Annotated in this window: 15 protein-coding genes; 10 read left to right on the forward strand and 5 right to left on the reverse strand. The window is 71.1% G+C overall.

The window, feature by feature from the left end; genetic code table 11:
• Positions 1–58: 58 nt before the first annotated feature.
• Genes DY245_RS01280 through DY245_RS01290 form a run of 3 tightly spaced genes read left to right on the forward strand, consistent with a single transcriptional unit; the run spans position 59 to position 3650 of the window.
• Positions 59–565, forward strand: coding sequence for a PadR family transcriptional regulator (locus DY245_RS01280; protein WP_128502500.1), 507 nt, complete (start codon positions 59–61; stop codon positions 563–565).
• Entirely contained in the window at positions 562–1323 is a 762-nt protein-coding gene (locus DY245_RS01285) for an ABC transporter ATP-binding protein (protein WP_128502501.1), read from the forward strand. Before DY245_RS01280 ends, DY245_RS01285 begins: the two co-directional genes overlap by 4 nt.
• Before the next feature lie 5 nt (positions 1324–1328).
• Positions 1329–3650 (forward strand): ABC transporter permease, encoded by a 2322-nt coding sequence (locus tag DY245_RS01290; protein WP_128502502.1) that lies wholly within the window; start codon positions 1329–1331, stop codon positions 3648–3650.
• A 105-nt stretch (positions 3651–3755) separates the two neighbouring features.
• On the opposite strand, the gene DY245_RS01295 is transcribed toward DY245_RS01290, so the two are convergent.
• The 4 genes from DY245_RS01295 to DY245_RS01310 all read right to left on the reverse strand — a co-directional run bounded on the left by DY245_RS01295 (position 3756) and on the right by DY245_RS01310 (position 6214).
• Positions 3756–4241, reverse strand: coding sequence for a hypothetical protein (locus tag DY245_RS01295; RefSeq protein ID WP_128502503.1), 486 nt, complete (start codon positions 4239–4241; stop codon positions 3756–3758).
• A 59-nt stretch (positions 4242–4300) separates the two neighbouring features.
• Positions 4301–5083, reverse strand: coding sequence for an oxidoreductase (locus DY245_RS01300; protein WP_128502504.1), 783 nt, complete (start codon positions 5081–5083; stop codon positions 4301–4303).
• 107 nt (positions 5084–5190) lie between these two features.
• Positions 5191–5769: a TetR/AcrR family transcriptional regulator gene (locus DY245_RS01305; protein WP_128502506.1), complete on the reverse strand. Its 579-nt coding sequence runs from the start codon at positions 5767–5769 to the stop codon at positions 5191–5193.
• A 49-nt stretch (positions 5770–5818) separates the two neighbouring features.
• Positions 5819–6214, reverse strand: a complete 396-nt coding sequence (locus tag DY245_RS01310) for a nitroreductase family deazaflavin-dependent oxidoreductase (protein ID WP_128502507.1) — start codon at positions 6212–6214, stop codon at positions 5819–5821.
• A 1031-nt stretch (positions 6215–7245) separates the two neighbouring features.
• Between DY245_RS01310 and DY245_RS01320 the strand changes: the two genes are divergently transcribed.
• Positions 7246–7479: a hypothetical protein gene (locus DY245_RS01320; protein WP_128502510.1), complete on the forward strand. Its 234-nt coding sequence runs from the start codon at positions 7246–7248 to the stop codon at positions 7477–7479.
• A gap of 197 nt (positions 7480–7676) precedes the next feature.
• A complete protein-coding gene (locus tag DY245_RS01325; protein ID WP_128502512.1) occupies positions 7677–8885 on the forward strand; it encodes an FUSC family protein in 1209 nt (402 codons plus the stop codon).
• A 4-nt stretch (positions 8886–8889) separates the two neighbouring features.
• Here the strand turns inward: DY245_RS01325 and DY245_RS01330 are convergent, their stop codons facing one another.
• Positions 8890–9171, reverse strand: coding sequence for a hypothetical protein (locus tag DY245_RS01330; protein WP_128502513.1), 282 nt, complete (start codon positions 9169–9171; stop codon positions 8890–8892).
• 201 nt (positions 9172–9372) lie between these two features.
• Here DY245_RS01330 and DY245_RS01335 point away from each other — a divergent pair, with 201 nt between their 5' ends.
• From DY245_RS01335 to DY245_RS01355, 5 genes are all read left to right on the forward strand, one after another.
• Complete coding sequence (locus DY245_RS01335; protein ID WP_128502514.1) at positions 9373–10401, forward strand: zinc-dependent alcohol dehydrogenase family protein; 1029 nt, start codon at positions 9373–9375, stop codon at positions 10399–10401.
• Between the two features lie 98 nt (positions 10402–10499).
• Entirely contained in the window at positions 10500–10886 is a 387-nt protein-coding gene (locus tag DY245_RS01340; RefSeq protein WP_128502515.1) for a CU044_2847 family protein, read from the forward strand.
• Complete coding sequence (locus DY245_RS01345) at positions 10886–13066, forward strand: VMAP-C domain-containing protein (RefSeq protein ID WP_128502516.1); 2181 nt, start codon at positions 10886–10888, stop codon at positions 13064–13066. The genes DY245_RS01340 and DY245_RS01345 overlap by 1 nt, the downstream gene beginning before the upstream one ends.
• Positions 13063–14016 carry an AAA family ATPase gene (locus tag DY245_RS01350; RefSeq protein ID WP_128502518.1) on the forward strand — a complete coding sequence of 318 codons (954 nt, stop codon included), beginning with the start codon at positions 13063–13065 and terminating at the stop codon, positions 14014–14016. Before DY245_RS01345 ends, DY245_RS01350 begins: the two co-directional genes overlap by 4 nt.
• A 3-nt stretch (positions 14017–14019) precedes the next feature.
• Complete coding sequence (locus DY245_RS01355) at positions 14020–17442, forward strand: SAV_2336 N-terminal domain-related protein (RefSeq protein WP_244942755.1); 3423 nt, start codon at positions 14020–14022, stop codon at positions 17440–17442.
• Positions 17443–17546: the final 104 nt, after the last annotated feature.

The raw sequence follows: 17546 nt of genomic DNA on the forward strand, positions 1-17546 counted from the left end.
CTCACAGTCGGACGGGTTCAGATAACCGGCAAGCAGGGCGGGGAGGGAGAGGGAGAGCGTGCGGTTGCCACTTCTGGCGCTTTTGGTCAGCGGCCCCGCACATGGCTATGAACTCAAGCAGGCCCTTGAGAACCTCCTGGGCTCGGCATACCCTCAGCCGAACGTCGGCCAGATCTACGTCACCCTGGGCAGGCTGGAAAAAACGGGCCTGATCGCGGGAGAGGACGTCGAGCAGTCGGACCGCCCGAACAAGCGCATCTACCGGATCACCGAAGCGGGACGCGAGACGGTGGACGCGTGGTTCGAGGAGTCCACCGGCGAACCACGGGTGCGGGACGAGTTCTTCATGAAGCTCGCCCTCGCCCCCCACACCGGGACCGCAAACCAGATCACCCTGATCAACAAGCAGCGCCGCCACTACCTCAACACCATGCGTGACCTGTCGAAACTCGCGGCGGGTGAGGACCGCGACAACCGGGTCGCGCATCTGCTGATCGAGGGCGCGATGCTGCATCTGCAGGCGGATCTCGACTGGTTGGAGCGCTGTCAAGAGGAGTTGGAATGAACCGGGACGAGCCGTCCGGACCGATATTGCGGGCAGCCGGCCTGGTCAAGACCCACCGGCCGGAAGGCGGCGCCCCCGTCCACGCGGTCCGCGGTGTCGACCTGCGCATCGAGCGCGGTGAATTCGTCGCCGTCACCGGGCCCTCGGGCGCCGGCAAATCCACCCTGCTGCACCTCCTCGGCGGCCTCGACCGTCCCGACAGCGGTTCCCTCTGGATCGACGGACGCCAGGTCGACTCGTTCAGCGAGGCACGCTGGGCGGTGCTGCGCCGCAACCACATCGGCATCGTCTTCCAGTTCTTCAACCTGGTCTCCAACCTCAGCGTCGCCGACAACGTCGAGCTGCCCGCGCTGCTGGCCGGAAGGTCCCCCCGGCAGGCCCGCACCGACCGCGCAGAGCTGCTCGAAGAGCTGGGCCTGGCGGGCAAGGAGAACTGCACACCGGGCGAGCTCTCCGGCGGCGAGCAGCAGCGCGTCGCCCTGGCCCGCGCCCTGGTCAACTCCCCCAGCCTGCTGCTCGCCGACGAACCCGCCGGCAGCCTGGACAGCAAGGGCACCCGAGAGGTGCTGCGGCTGCTCGCCCGCTTCCACCAGCGCGGCCAGACCATCCTGCTGGTCACCCACGACGCCCGGATGGCCAGCGCCGCGGACCGGGTGATCAGCTTCTTCGACGGCCAGGTGGTCGACGACGCGCACCTCGGCGGCGGCCGCAGCCGCCCCGAGGCCGGGGTCGCCGACGTGCTCAAGCTCAAGGGCTGACCGGCGTGCGAGCAGCGGCGCGCTGGGCATCCGCGCACCTCAGAGCACACCGGGCGGCGGCCGTACTGATCGTGCTGGCGACGGCCGGGATCACCATTTCACTGCTGTTGGCGACCGCCCTGTTCGCCTACGCGACCGACCCCTGGCAGCGGGCCTTCACCCAGTCCTCCGGCGCCCACGTATGGATTCACACCCAGGACGGCGCCCCGGCAGGATCGCTGGCCGGGCTGGACGAGGTACGGGCCGCCTCCGGCCCCTTCCGTACGGTCCGCGCCACCGCCGGCCTCCAGCCCGGCGGCTCCAAGGCGACGCTGGAGCTGCGCGGCACACCGCACCGCCCCGCCACCGCCGCCCCCCAGATCACCGCGGGCCGCTGGCTCGACGCGGGCACCGACGCCGGCGCCACCAAGGGCATCGTGCTGGACAGCTCGGTGGCCCGTGCGATGTGGGCCAAGCCGGGAGACTCCCTCGTGCTGAGCGGGTTCGCTACACCGCTGCGGGTGGTGGGCGTCGCGGACACCGCCGAGGTCGCGTTCCGGGCCGGCGAGACCCCCGGTGTGGCCTGGGTGCTGCCCGCGACGCTCGCCGCCTCGGACGCGGGCCGCGACCAGCGCGGCCGGACCATCGGCCTCCAGCTCACCGACCCCGCGGACACCGACTACGTCGTACAGCGGGCGGTCACCCAGCTCGGCGCCGATCAGATCAGCGATGTCTCCACCTGGCGGCAGGCCAAGGCCGAGGCCGAGGGCGACAACCAGCTCCTCGCCCGGCTGCTCGGCCTCTTCGGACTCGGCGCGCTGCTCGCCGCGGCCCTCGCGGTCGGCGGCGCCATCAGCACCCGCATCCGCGGCCACCTACGGGACATCTCCATCCTCAAGGCCATCGGCTTCACGCCCAGCCAGGTGGTCCGGATGTTCCTCGTCCTGCACCTCGGCTTCGCGCTGCTGGGCGTCGCGCTCGGGGCGCTGCTCACCCAGACGCTGGGCACCCTGATCCCCGGCCGCATCGGGGAAGCGATGACGCTGTGGCAGCAGCTCCCCGAGCATGCCTGGCTGCCCCTGGCCATCTCCGGCGGCGTGGTGGTCTTCATCGGCTCGGCGACCTGTCTGGCCGCCTGGCGGGCCGGACGCGTACCGCCGGTGCCCGTCGCGCGCGCCGCCGTGGCCACCGGCCGCCGGCTGTCCGGCACGACCCGGCGGGCGCTCGGCCTCCGCATCCCACCGGCCCTGGTCCTCGGCTGGCGAGCCGCCTTCCACCACCCGCTGCGCTCCTCGGCGGCCGTGGCGCGCCTCGCCGTTCCGCTGCTGCTCATCACCATCGCGCTGGGAGCCTGGGCCACCCTGGACCGCTTCGCCACCCACCCCGAGAACGCCGGCCTGCCCGCCGCCCTCACCGCGCGCTCCGACACCCTGGGCGACCACGCCCTACGTCAACTCCTCACCGCCCAGCGGCAGTTGACCGCCTACCCGGGCGCCGAGGTGCAGGCGCTCGTACCGGGCCAGACCGGAACGATCACCCTGCGCGGCCTCGGCACGGACGCGCACCCCTACCCCTTCTCCATCGTGGAGGGACGCCCCGCGCACGGCCCCGACGAAGCGATCGCCGGACAAGGACTGCTGGACCTCCTGGACGCCCACGTCGGCGACTGGGTCCGGATGACCGTCGCCGGCCACCCGCACGTCCTGCACATCGTCGGCCGCAGCATCGAAACGGCCGACGGCGGCCGGGTGATCTCCACCGCCCTGGACACCCTGCGCGACGACGACACCACGCTCCCCGCGCCCCGCCCGGACTTCTATCAACTGGTCCTGCACCACGGCGCCGACCCCACCGCCGTACGCGACGCCCTCACCAAGGCGTCCGCCGGCCGTCTCGAAGTACGCGAGATCCCCAACCCGGCCGACCAGCTGTCGGCGGTCCGCGCCGTCAGCGTCGGCCTGATCGCCGTACTGATCCTCATCGGCCTCGCGGAACTGTCCACAACGGTCAGCGCCGGCGTACGCGACCGCAGCCGCGACCTGCTCGCCCTGAGGGCCGTCGGCCTTACGCCCCGCCAAATCACCGCCGTCATCGTGTCGGCCACCGCCTTCATCACCCTGACCGCCGCCCTGACCGGCACGGCTCTCGGCGTCCTCGCCTCCCAATGGCTCATCAACCTCCAGGGCCACACCAGCGGCTGGGGAACCGGCATCGCCCAACGCCCCGGCCTGGGCATCCTGCTGCTGGTCGTGACGGTCGCGGTGCTGGTCGCCGGGGCGGTATCGGCCCTGCCGGCAGCTCGGGCGGCGCGGCGGAGGCTGGCGGATTCGGTTAGTGATGTGCTTTAGCGGGAGGGGCGGCGGTGAGGCAACGGTCGTGATGGCTTCAAGACGGCCATCGGCAGGGCCCTTGGCACGGCGCGCCACGGCAGGCTCCCCTGGCGTCTTGATCAGCTACGCCGAGATCCTGACCTCTGACAAATAACTGCCAGGGAGCGCCACCGAGAGCCCGACGCCGGGATACCCATCGAGACCGGGCACAGCGAGGCCGGGTACACCGAGGCTGGGCGCATCGAGACCGAGCACATCCAGCACCTCGGCGGCCGGATACCCGAACAGGTCGATGCCGTCCAGCACCACCGGCACAGCGGATGGGCCGGCAAGCGACTCCCGACACCGCGCCAGAACGACCGAGGCCAGACCGGGCCTGTCCCGGCCGAGGCCCTCGCGGTCCCGCGCATCACCGTAGGCCAGCAGCTCCAGCCCGTCGTACCGGGCCGTGAAGGCCCAGCCGGCCCCGCAGACCCACGTCTCCCGCACATCCGCCAGGGCCGCGACGGCCCACTGGGCATCCCGCTCGGACGCACCGAACCGCAGAACATCCCCGTGGCGAGGGAGACGAGAGAGAACAAGCCCCACCCCGGGCAGCAACTCGAACACATCCCGATGGTGCCCCCTACTCCCTGCCAGGACAACGGAGTTACCGCCCCCGCCGTCCGTCAGATCGTCTTGACCGTGCCACCGTCGATGACGTAGTCCGCGCCGGTGACGTTGCCGGCCACGTCGGAGAGCAGGAACGTGATCAGGGCCGCCACCTCCCGGGGCTCGGTGATCCGCCCGGTGGTGATGCCGAACGCGTCCGGGATCTGCTCAAGGAACGCGGCGTGCTCGGCCCCTGCCCCGGATGCGACCTTGCCTCCAAAGCCGTCGGGGTCTTCCCAGATGGCGGTGCGCACCACGCCGGGCGAGACGGTGTTGACGCGCACGCCCCGCGGCCCGAACTCCTCGGCCAGGGACTTGCCGAGTGCGGTGAGTGCCGCCTTGGCCGCGCTGTAGGCGACCGGACCGGCGGCAGGGAGCCGGGAGTTGATGGACGAGACGTTGACGATCGCGCCGCGGCGCTCGGTCAAGCTGGGCAGCGCGGCCCGGCTGACACGGACCGCGCTCAGCAGGTTGAGGTCGAAGATGCTCTTCCACTGCGCGTCGTCGGTGTCAAGGAAGCCGATCGGCTCCACGGCGTCGCCGGCGCCGACGTTGTTCACCAGCAGGTCGATGCCGCCCAGTTCGGCAAAGGCGCTGCCCATGAGGGTGGCCACTCCGTCAGCGGTGCCGAGGTCGGCCGAAACGGCGAAGGCTCCGGATTCCTTGAGTTCGGGGGTGATCGTACGGGCGGCGCCGACGACGCGGACGCCCTCATCGATCAGCGCCCTGACGGTGGCCAGCCCGATGCCTCGGCTGGCGCCGGTGACAACAGCGGTCTTGGAAGTGAGGTCGAGCTTCATGATTCTCCAGTTCTTGAACTACAGGTACAAAATGTGGGCAGAAGTCAATCCCCGACCACCTGCCACCCGCCACCCGCTCGCCCACCCCTGCTCGCGGGCGAGCAGGGTCAGAGGGCGTCGACCATCGCGTCGATCACCCTGGAAAGTCGGTCCGGCCCCTCGGCGACACGCACCATGAGCCGCAGACCGACGACCGTGTTCAGCAACAGACTCCCGATGGCATGGGCGTCACGGCCGGAGGCGATCTCTCCCGCCCGCTGCCCCTCCTCGACCAGCGCGCGAAAAGCACCCTCGGTACGGTCGAACATGCGCCGGACCAGTTCCGTCGCACCCTCGTCCGTCCCCGCGAGCTCCGCCGCCACGTTCACCGCCATACAGCCACGCTGGTCCGGATCGGCAAGGTCCATCTCGACCAGAAACCGCAGCGTCTTGCGCAACCGGTCCTTGACGGGCCCCGACCCCTCAAGCATCTCGATCAGAGCGAGCGCCTGACTGTCGCGGTAGCGGCGCAGCGCCTTGTCGAACAAGGCGTGCTTGCTGCCGAAGGCGTTGTAGAGACTGCCCCTGCCGATACCGATCGCGTCGACGAGGTCCTGCGGCGTGGTGGCGGCATACCCCTTGCGCCAGAACACCTCCATGGCCTGCTCGACGGCGGCGTCCGGATCGAACTGCTTCGGCCTTCCCATGATCAGAACAGTAACAGCTTTCTTGACCTACAGGTCAAGAAAAGCTTGATCAGTTGGTCAGGTCGACCCGCACCGTCAACAGGTTCGTGCCGACCGCTCGGACCGCGGCGCTGTTGAGCCGCGGCAAGGTCTTGAGCCGCGCACGGGCGTCGTCCTGCGGCATCGGATGGGCGGTGCCGGCGTGCCATCGCCCCTTGATCCGGACCCGTACCTGCGGATGTGCCTGAATGTTTCGCACATACTGCGACTTCTCGCCGTACTCCGAGACGAGCCAGAATGCATTCCCGATACGGCGTCCGCCGACAGGGGTCTTCCGTGGCAGCCCGGACTTTCGCCCTGTGGTCTCCAGGAGAGTCTGATTCGGCAGCCGCTTGAGGATCGGATTGCCGATCCGCCTCTGGAACGAGGTGACGGTCCGGTACTTGATCTCGCGATAGCGCGACATTCCTGGCTCTCCCGGTTGTTGCTGGTGTTCCTCGCGATGGTCAGGCCGTCGCCCCTTGCGGATGCGGCGCGGCGCGCTCCCGAGGGTGAGGAATTGTCCGATGGTGCGCGGATGCCGCCGTCAATCAGCGTACGCGCGCGCCGGGTTGCTTCTCGTCCCGTACGAATGTGGCTCATAGACCCAGGCCTCATTCGAAGGAAGCGAGGGCTCCCGCCAGTCCCCGGTGACGGCAATCGTTTTGCGACCACGGTGACGTGCTGGAAATGCCGGCCGCGTACCGCGCGGCGCCGTGTACGCGATCTCGCCGTCACCCACACAGCTCAGCACGCTTAGGAGCGTGTGTGCGATGGCGTAGTCGGATCGGGTGGAAATATCCCTTCATTTGGTGGCTCTGGAGTGCTTCGTACTCTTCGCGGGGATTCCTTCGTGGAAGAGCGTTGGGAGACTCGCATGCGCTACACCGTCAGCTCGGGCCGCTCCGCGGCAGCTGGCGGTTTGCGTTTGCTGGTGTTCGTCGCGTTGCTGGCGTTACTGCACACCGCGCTCACCACCGACTCCTCCCAGGTACCGATCCCCGATGGGGACGGCTGCCGCCTTACGCGCGCCAGTGCTTCCGCCGTGTCCGGCCCGGCCGGGAAGGCATGTGTGGCAGCGGGGCCGGTGCTGACTTCGACCGGAGGCGGTACGAAGCATCCGGGCAGTGGCGTGCGGCGCAAGTGTGAGGCGTCGGCCTGTCATCTACGCCACCAGGTCCCGACGGGGAGCAGCGGTAAGGCGCTCGGGGACCCTCCCGTGGAGGAGACGATCACCGCATCGGCGGATGTCCCCTCCGGGGCCGTCGTGACGACTGCCGCTGCCAAATCGCCGAAGCGCACGGTCGTCCTGCGCTGCTGAGCTGACCCGGCCGCATTCGCGTACCCATCCCCACCCCCATCCCTGTCCCCAGTTCTGCGACGGGGACGGTGGGGCGATCGCGGCCTGCCGTCGTCAGCTTTCAGCTTTCGGGACTTCCGCACTGCAGGAGATTTGGCATGCCCATCGATATCTTTGCCGCTCTTGGCGCGATCGTGCGCGCCGAGGCCGCGCGCACCACGCCGAAGCCCACAACGTCGCGCGTCGACGAGGCCGCGACGCAGAAGTCGGACGGGCCGGAGGCGGCCGCTCCGGCGGCCGAGTCGCCGACCGGCGTCGAGGAGCCGTCGCCTTCCGCCGGAAAGCGCCCCCTCACGAAGATGTTGCGCAAGCTGGCAGCGATCTTCGGCTGACGCACCGGTTTATTTCGGTTTCGCCCGGCGCCGTTCGGCATTCCGTGCGCGGCGACGCGAGGAGCCCATTTCCGTCTTCACCCTCCGCCCGTCGACCTCCGCTCCGGCCTGTCGCACGGGCGGGCGCAGGGCGCCGGCATGCAGGCGTTCGGGTAACCGATGTTGCCTGTGGTGCGAAATGGGGGAGGAAACCAGGAGTGCCTGAAGTTACCGATCCATTGTTGGATCTTGTCAGGCGGCACCGAGAGCCCGTGGTCGTACAGACCGTCCGGTCGACCGTAGCCGCCGTGATCTCGTACGTCGTCGCACTGATGCTGAGCAGTGAACCGGCACCGCTGACCGCGCCGCTGACCGCACTGCTCGTCGTCCAGGTCACCCTGTTCGCGACCCTCACCACCAGCATGCGCCGAGTGAACTCGGTGGTGGTCGGGGTGGTCATCGCCATCGGCTTCAGCTCGCTGGTGGGCCTGACCTGGTGGAGTCTGGGGCTGATCATCCTTGCGTCGCTGGTGATCGGCCGTTTTGTACGGGCCGGTGAGTTCGTTCCCGAGGTGGCGATCAGCGCCATGCTGGTGCTGGGGGTGACGACGACGCGGGTGGCCGCGACGGCCTGGGACCGGGTGCTGGAGACGCTGATCGGGGCGGCTGTCGGGCTGCTGTTCAACGTTCTGTTCGTACCCCCGGTGTGGGTGCAACCCGCCAGTGAGGCCATCGAGGGGCTCGCCCGCCGGATGCGGGATCTGCTGCTGGCTCTCGGCGACGAGGTGCGCGGTCACACCCCCGTGGCGGAGGCCGCTGCCCGGCTGCACGAGGCGCGCCAGCTGGATCATGACATCGTCCAGGTGGACGCGGCTCTCCGGCAGGCGGAGGAAAGCCTCCGGCTCAACCCTCGGGTCAGGGAGGGCCTGCTGTACCGCGTGGTGCTGCGCACCGGTCTGGACGCCTTGGAGATCTCTGCGGTCGTGTTGCGTACGGTGTGCCGCACGCTGACCGATCTTGCCAAGGCGCGCACGGAGGAGCCGCTCTTCCCCGCGGAGACCGCCACCGCCTTGCGGGAGCTGTTCACACATATGGCCCGTGCGGTCGAGAGCTTCGCCGTGCTGATCACGACGCAGGTCACCACCAACGCCGACGAGGCGGAAGATCAGCTCGTCAAGGAGCTGGCCGCCAGCCGCGCCGGCCGCGAGATCGTCGCGCATCTGCTCCTCGACGGCGTACAGGAGCACCCGCGCCAGTGGCAGCTGCACGGAGCGCTGCTGGCCGAGATCGACCGGATCCTGGACGAGCTGGAGGTGGAGAAGCGGTCCGAACGGCTGGTGGAGGAACTGGACCGGCAGTCCCGTGAGCAGCGGGAGAAGTACCCGCTGGTGGAAAAGCTGCGAGGCCGGCTGCGGATCGGGCGGTAGGCGTCTACAGCGATGACACCTCAGCGTCCCGTGCGAGCTGCAGGCCCGCTGCGGCGAGGAAGTCGGCGAGTTCGATGGTGCCGCCGCCGGTGCCGTCGTCCCACTCGGTCACGAGCGCGGACTCATCCGCGTCCCAGGTGTCGATGTCGTCGCTGGGATATTGCTCGACGCAGCCGACGCCGCGCCGATAACGGAGGTACAGGTACTGGCCGGCGGTCGTCCATGCGTCCCACTGCGACGGGTAGGCCGAGCAGGTCTGCACCACGCGGGCGAGAGTGAGATGCACGTGGTCCCCCGGGTGCTACCAACTGAGCATGCTGCTGCCAACTGCGTATTGCGTCGGCGGAGAGTTTGTCAGAAGCGGTGGGGTGGGTGGGGCGGCCGGCAGTCCCCAGCGGCGTAACGAGGGGCGGCCGCAACCCCGCACGTCCCACCCCACCCCAGGACACCATTTGTCCGCCCACCCGGTGCGCGCCATTCTGGACCCATGCGATCGGTTTCCGGCCCGGATGCAGTGTCCGGCTGGGTCGTTCGGCGGCCTGGTCCGATTGCCTCCGGCCCGTTGGTGTCCGTGCGGCGTCCCGCTCCCGAACCGGGCCCCGATGATCTGCTGCTCACGGTCGAGGCCTGTGGGGTGTGTCGTACGGATCTGCATCTGGCGGAAGGGGATCTGGCCCCGCGCCGGCCGTCGACCGTACCGGGGCATGAGATCGTCGGGCGCGTGGTCGCCGCCGGCGCGGCGGTCACCCGGTTCCGCGTCGGTGACCGGGCCGGCGGGGCCTGGCTGCGCGGTACCTGCGGTGTCTGCCCCTACTGCCGTGCGGGCCACGAGAATCTCTGCCCGGCATCCCGGTACACCGGCTGGGACGCCGACGGCGGCTTCGCCGATGCCGCGCTCGTCCCCGCGGACTACGCCTATCCCCTCCCCGACAGCGAGAGCGCCACGCGGCTAGCGCCGCTGCTGTGTGCCGGGATCATCGGCTACCGGGCGCTGCGCCGCAGTGCGCTGCCGCCCGGCGGCAGGCTCGGCATCTACGGGTTCGGGGCCTCGGCGCATCTGGCCGCGCAGGTCGCGCTGGCCGAAGGGGCGACCGTTCACGTACTGACCCGGTCCGCGCAGGCGCGAGAGCTCGCCCTCGACCTGGGGGCGTCCTCGGCCGGCGGCGCCTACGACCCCCCGCCCGAACCGCTGGACTCGGCGATCCTCTTCGCGCCGGTCGGCGATCTGGTGCCGGTGGCGCTGGCGGCGCTGGACCGTTCGGGAACCCTCGCCATCGCCGGTATCCACCTCACCGACGTTCCCACGCTGAACTATCAGAGCCATCTCTTCTACGAGCGGAACCTGCGCAGCGTGACCTCAAACACCCGGGAGGACGGCCGCGCGTTCCTGGAGACCGCGGCGCGGATCGGGATCCAAGTCACCGTGAGCCCCTATCCGTTGAGCCGCGCTCCGCAGGCGCTGGAGGACCTGGCGGCCGACCGGGTCCAGGGTGCCGCGGTACTGGTGCCCGGGTGACACCGAGTGACACCGGATGGCATCGTCCGACACCGGCTGACCGGGAACGATCCCTCCGTTCTGCTGTCGTGACCGCCGATGATCGGCACAATGAGTGTGTGCCAAATCTCTCTGAATTCAGCCTTGCTGACGGAACGTCAATCCGGCTGGAACTCGCTCCGACCGGCTCCGCACCCCTCCCCCCGGCGCAGCCCGCCCCCGACGATCTTCCGGACGGTATGGGCCCGACCGTGCCGGTGGCCCGCGGGGGCGGCGCGGCGGCCGGCGCGAGCGCCGTCGCGGCGATGCGCAGCACGCTGCGTCCGCTCGGGCCGTTGCTCCAGGAGATCCACGACGCGGTCATCGCCTCCGAACGGCCACCGCACGAGATGTCGGTGCAGTTCGGGGTGCAGGTCGGCCAGGACCTCAAGCTCGGCATCGTCGGGGCCAACGGCCACGCGAGTCTGACGATCACGGCGACCTGGCAGCCGCAGCGGGCGGAGTGATGGGCTGGTTCCGCGCCATACCAGGCGCCACCCCGGGCACCGGATCGGACGCCACCGATCCGGCGGACCCGCGATTCCGGGTGGCGTCGGTGCTCGATACGAGGGACGGCAAAACGGCGGGCGCGGGCCTCGTACTGGCACCGCATCACCTGCTCACCTGCGCCCATGTCGTCAACGACGCGCTCGGGAAGGAGCTCTTCGACGGAAGCCGGCCGGATGGGGCCACGCTGCGGGTGCAGGTGCACGGGCCGGCCGGTGCGCAGGTGCACGAAGCGCGGCCCGTCCACTGGATCCCGCCCCGCCGGCTCGACGGATCGGACGGCGCGCCCGGCCGCGGCGAACTGGAATGGGCCGGCGATCTGGCGGTCCTCCGATTCATCACCGAGTTATCCGCCCCGGCGCCGCCGGAGTTCCGGCCGATGCGCATGGGGCACTCCGTACGCGCCTGGCACGGCAGCGCGCTGACCGGCTCGTACGCGGATGTCCGGGTGAAGTCCTGCGACGGCCGTATCGGCTACATGGACGGCACGCTCTCCGGTATGGCGATCGGGCCCGCCTACAGCGGCGGCCCCCTGTGGTCGGATGCCGACGGCGCGGTCGTGGGACTCGTGGCGGCCTGTGTGCTGCCGCCCGTCGACCCGGCATCGGGCTGCGCGCTGCCCTACGACTCCCGGCACATCACCCGCCGCAGTTGGGGCATCCCCTGGCAGCGCGTCGAGGAAGAGCTGCGCGCGGTGGGCGCCGGCGCCCTCCTCGACCCGCCGGCCGCCGACCACGACCCGGCCCAGGCCGTCCTCGCGGACCTGATGGCCAATATCCTTCCCGCGCCGATGTTCCGGGCCGACTACGCCAGGGCGGTCGCCGAACGCTGCGGCCTCGGACACCCCACGGACGGATCCGCCCCCAGCCCGGAGGAGTTCGCGCGGCTGTTGGTGACCGAGGAGCGGGCGTTGGCCGCGCTCACCGAGGCCCTGCGCTCCAGGGACCCGGGCGCCGTCTCCGCACTCATCGCCGCGGCGAAGCTTTCCGCCGTGCCCCGGCTGCTGTCGCCCCGGGAGCACGACCGACTGCTCGCCCTCCTCGCAGACCTGCCCGGCGATATCGCGGACCAACTGCCCGAAGCCGTACGGGCCGCGCTGCCCCTGGTCGCGGAGCTCCCCTACGACGCCCCGTTCACCGAACTCCTCGACCGGCTGGAACAGCTCTCCGGCGACAGCCGCTCGGGGCCGGGGGAACTTCGCGTACCCGGACTGCTGCGGGCGGTCGAATACGCGGCGGTGCTGTGTCCCGCGCCGGAGCGCGCCCGGCTGCGGCTGTGGGCCGACGGCGTCGCCGCCCGTCTCGGTATCCCCGCGTCCTCGCTGCGCGAACGCCGTGCCGACGCCGACGAATGGATGCTCGGACGGCGCCGGCGCACCCGGCCGCCACGCCTGTTGGTGCACTTGGTGAAGACCGGGGCGGACGCCTTCCGGCTGCGCATCTGGAGCGACGACGGCACCGGTCCGCACCGCGCGCCGACCGAGACCGACCGCCAGTACACCGCCGCGGAGACCGCCGAGGCGGTGCTCCGGGTCCTGGAACGGCTCTGCCGGTCCGCACCCGAAGGGACCCGGCCGGTCGTCGAGGTCCTGCTCGACCGCGACAGCCTCGAACTCCCCGTGGACGAGTGGGAGTTCGCCGACCAGGACGGCCTGATCCCGGGCGTGCTGGGTGCGGAGTACGCCCTGGTGGTGCACTGCCCGGAACTCCTGCGCCGCAACGAGCGTTTTCTCTCCGACTGGCGCCACCGCTGGGAGCATCTGGAATCCTCCTGTCCCCTCCACATCACCGGCTCGTCCACCGGAGTGCGTGAGGTGTACGGCAAGTTGCTCGACCGACGCGACGCCGCCCGGGTGTCGGTGGAGGTGTCCGCACGGGTCCGGGTGGAGATCATCCAGGTGTGTCTGGCCATGGGCGTACCCGTCGTGCTGTGGGACCGCGGCCCGGCCCACGACGCCTCGCACGCCGTCCGTCAGGTGTCGGGCGCCCCGGCCCGCGCCCTGCCCGAGCAGGTCCGTTCCTACCGCGCCAAGACCCTCCACCAGCCGGCCGCCCACCCGGGCAGACCCGTACTCGCCTGGGCCGACCCCGACCGCACCCTGCCCGAACTCCAGCTTTCCGAACCCACGGAGCTCTTATGAACCCCGAACCCACCGCCGATTGGCGGCTGTTCCAGGGAGACGGCACGCAGCGGCGGGTCACCCTGCCGCAGGCTCCGCCCTGGCGGCGGTTCGGTGGGTCCCGGCGTGGTGCTGCCGGGCCGCTGCCGTATCTGATCGCTCCGCAGCATGCCGATGTGGTCAATGCGGCGCTCCATCTGCGCAGGCCGCTGCTGGTCACCGGGCCGGCCGGGACCGGCAAGTCGTCGCTGGCCCGGGCGATCGCGCATGAGCTGGATCTCGGCGAGGTGCTGCGCTGGCCGGTGAACAGCCGGGCCACTGTGCAGGACGCGCTGTATCGGTACGACGCCATCGGCCGGCTGCGGGAGACCACGCTCAGCCGTGACCGTGGCGAGGTGGAGCCGTCCATCGGGAGCTTTGTCCGGCTCGGGGCGCTGGGTACCTCCCTCGTGCCGGGTCCGCGGCCGCGGGTGCTGCTCGTCGATGAGCTCGACAAGGGTGATGTCGATCTGCCCAACGATCTGCTGACCGTGTTCGAGGAGGGTGTCTTCGAGATCCCGGAGCTGGCCCGGCTGCCCGAGTCGCAGTCGGTCGTACAGGTTCTGGCGGCCGACTCCAACGACCTGGTCACGGTGGAGCGGGGCAAGGTGCTGTGCACCGAGTTCCCGGTCGTGGTGATCACGAGCAACGGGGAGCGGGATTTCCCGCCCGCCTTTCTGCGCCGCTGTATCCGGCTGGATCTGCCCACGCCGGACGAGGAGCGGCTGCGGGCGATCGTGGCGGCCCATCTCGGTGACGGCGCGCTGGTCGGCGTGGAGGATCTGCTGCGGTCGTTCCTCCAGCGTCGTGGCCCGGGCGAGCTCGCGACGGACCAGTTGCTGAACGCCGTCTTCCTGCGGGCCGGGGGCGTCGATCTGGATGCGGACGGACTGCTGGACGCCGTACTTCATCAACTGGGCGGGACTGTCTGAGCGATGACGGGGGGATCGGAGCGGCTGGGGGAGGTACTCGCGGTGTTCGCGGGTGCCGGCGTCGAGCTGGACCGGCACTCGCTGCTCGATGCGCTCTGGCTGGCCGGCCGGCTGCCCACGGGGCAGGACACGGCGCCTCTTGCCCGGGCGTTATGTGTCGGTCATGAGGCCGCGGATGCCGGGGACCTGGGGGATCCGCCGCCGCCCGTGCCGGACGACGGCGCCGTGACGGAGGCGGAACCGCCCGACGTACTGCCGCTGGACAACCTCGGCGGTGATCTGCATGCCGCGCCGGCGCCCGCCACGGCTCCGCGCCCGCGGCGGCCCGAATATCCGCTGCCCCCGAAGAACAGTGCGGCGGTACCGCTGCGGGTTCCGGAGAACAAGGCGCTCCTCGGGGAGCTGGGCATCGGCCGGGCGCTGCGCCCGTTGCGGCAGCGCCGGGCCCATACCCGTCTTCAGGAGTTCGACGAGGCGGCGACGGCCGCCGCGCTCGCCGAGAGCGGGCTGCCCGACGTCGTGCTGCGTCCCGGGCACGAGCGGTGGCTCGATCTGGCGCTCGTGGTGGACGACGGTATGTCGATGCTGTTGTGGCGGCGGCTCGCCGTCGAGTGGCGGACGATGATGCAGCGGATCGGCGCGTTCCGGGTGGTGCGGGTGCACGGTCTGGACACCCGCGGTCCCGATGCTCCGTTGTTGCGCGGCCGCCCGTTCGACCCGAATACGACCTCGCTGCCGCCGGCGGTGCTGGCCGATCCCTCGGGCCAGACGCTGGTTCTGCTGTTGAGCGACGGTATGGGCGCCGCCTGGCGGGACGGGCGGATGCACCGGGTGCTGAGGCGCTGGGCGGCGAACGGGCCGGTGGCCGTGTTGCATGCGCTTCCGCGGCGGCTGTGGGGAGGCTCGGGAATCCGGGCCGACCGCTGGCGTGTGACCACGCGTCGGCGCGGGGCCGCGGGGGGCTCGTGGACGGTCAGCGATCCGGTGCTGCCGGCCGAACTCGCGCCGTTCAACGGGCTGCCGGTGCCGGTGCTGGAGGCGTCCGCGGGCCCCGTGTCGGTGTGGTCGCGGTTGCTCGCCTCGACCGGTGGCACGGTCCAGCTCCCGTTGTTGCACGCCCCGGCGGGACGGGCCGCCGTCCCGCTCGGTGACGACCCGGAGGGGGTACGGCGGTTCCGTGACGCGGCCTCGCCCGAGGCGTACCGGCTGGCCGCCCATATCGCGGCGGTCGCGCCCGTTTCCGTGCCGGTGATGCGGCTGGTGCAGTCCGCGGTGCCGTGGTCCGCCGACACCGCCCATCTGGCGGAGGTGTTCCTGGGCGGTCTGATGCAGCCCGTCGAGGCGCCGGTGGCCGGTCCGCTGCGCGACCAGCACCGGATCTTCGACTTCGCGGAGGGGGCCAAGTCGGCGCTGCTGGACGCCGTCTCCACGCCGGAACTGCTGCGTACCGGCCGGCACATCGGTCGCCGTCTGGAGCAGCTGGCGGGACGCTCCCCCGATTTCCCCGCTTGGCTTGCGCATCCGGACGGCATGGATCGTCTGCCGACCGGTTCGCGCGCGTTCACCTCGGTGGAGCGGCGGCTGATGGCCCGGCTCGGTGCCTCGGTGCAGGTGGCGCCGTCGGACGAGGACGATACGGAGTTCGCGGGTCCCGACGGCTGGCGTCCGCTCACGGCCCGCGATCCGCGCCGGCTGGGCCCGTACACGCTGCACGGCCGGCAGCCGGGCGCGCGTTCCCTGGTCTATCTGGGCCGCGACCGTCACGGCAACGAGGCCGCGCTGCGCGTGATCCGGCCGGGTGCGCCGGACGAGGCGCGGGCGCTGCTGGCCACCGAGGCGGAGGCGCTCGGGCGGATGGCCGGGCAGTACGCGCCGCTGCTGCTGGGCACGGGTGTGCACGACGATCCGCCGTGGATCGCCATGCAGCTCTACCGTCCTTCCGGGCAGGACGAGGGCGGGCCGCCGCCGCAGCTGAGCAGCATCCTGCGGCCGGACGCGGCCTCTCATCTGCGGCGGGACACGCTGCTGTCGATCGCTTACGGATGGCATCTCGCGAGCGCGGTCAATCTGTGCCATCTCAAGGGGCTGGTGCTGCCCGAGCTGACGCCGCAGAGCGTCCATGTCGTGGGCCGTTCGCTGATGCTGACCGGCCTGGGGCGGTGCGGCATCGACGGGCGCTTCCGGGCCCGGGGGGCGGAGGCGGTCCCCACCATGGCGGACAACGTCGAGTCGCTGGGGCAGATTCTGCGCAGGCTCGGGGACAAGCACCGGGCGCCGCAGTCGGCGGAGGGCGGGGACATGGCGCTGTGGCAGGGCGACACCTGGCGTCCGTTGCGGGACATCGTCACCGCGTGTCTGTCGGAGGATCCGCGGCAGCGTCCGACGGCGGGTGAGGTCGCCGAGGGCTTCGCCCGTTACGTGCCGCTGGCGACGGAGCTGCGGGCGGGTGACGGCGCGGCCGACGGGGGTGCGGGAGACGGGGACGGTGCATCGGGCGCCGCGCGCTTCTCGTTCCGCCCGGGTCCGCAGATCCCGCTGGACGACGGTTCGGCGGAGCCTGCCGAGGAGGCGGCGCAGCCGCTGCGGGGCGGTGGCCTGGCTCCGCGGCTGGGGCTGCGGCGGGCCGGACCCGAGCAGCAGCGGAAGTGGGAACTGATCCGTGCCCGCCTGGGCTTCAGCTATCGGGCCACGGTCGTCGGGGTGGACGCGGGCGTGGGCCGGAGCACGGTCACGATTGCGCTCGGGTCGCTGCTGGCGGCCGCCCGCGGTGGCCGGGTGATCGCGGTCGACGCGGGGTACGCGGTCGGTGAGCTGGCCGGCAGGCTGAATCTCGGCGGCTCCGCGGGCCTGCGCCGTGATCTGCTGCGCGCGTTGCCCTCGGTCGGTTACGACGATGTGCTGCGCCACACCTTGGACGGCCCGTCAGGGCTGCGCGCGCTCACGCACGGCCTCGGCCGCACCACCCCGGTCGCGGTGTTCGACGAGGAGTACCGCCGGCTGACGGAGCTGCTGAGCCGGCACTTCTCCGTCGTCCTCGCGGACTGGGCCTATCTGCGGACGGAGACCGTCACGGACACCGCCTTGGCGGTGACGGACCGCCTGGTCGTCGTGGTGCGGATGACCGAGCGCGGTCTCGATCAGACGCGGCTGCTGCTGGCTCATCTGGCGCGCCGCGGGTACCGCGCACTGGCGGAGCGCGCCGTCCTTGTCGTCACGGGTCTGAGCGGACCGGACCGGCCGCTGCGGCGTGACGAGTTCGTCGAGGGGTTCCGCGACCATTCCGGCGGGCTGGTCTTCATCCCCTTCGACTACCGCCTCGACAGCCAGCGCGATATCGACATCACCCGGCTGCGGTCCAAGACGTACGAGGCGTTCATCGACCTGGCCGCGCTGCTGGCCGAGGACTTCCCCGGTCACGCACCGTGATCCGGCGCCGACTCGCTCCCCTCTCCCTGCATGCCGCACCATGGAGGAGAGGCGGTAAATTACGAAATATCCGATGAGGCGGTGGCGGGGTCGACGCCCTGGCC

The organism is Streptomyces inhibens (genome assembly GCF_003389455.1).
GTDB lineage: Bacteria > Actinomycetota > Actinomycetes > Streptomycetales > Streptomycetaceae > Streptomyces > Streptomyces inhibens.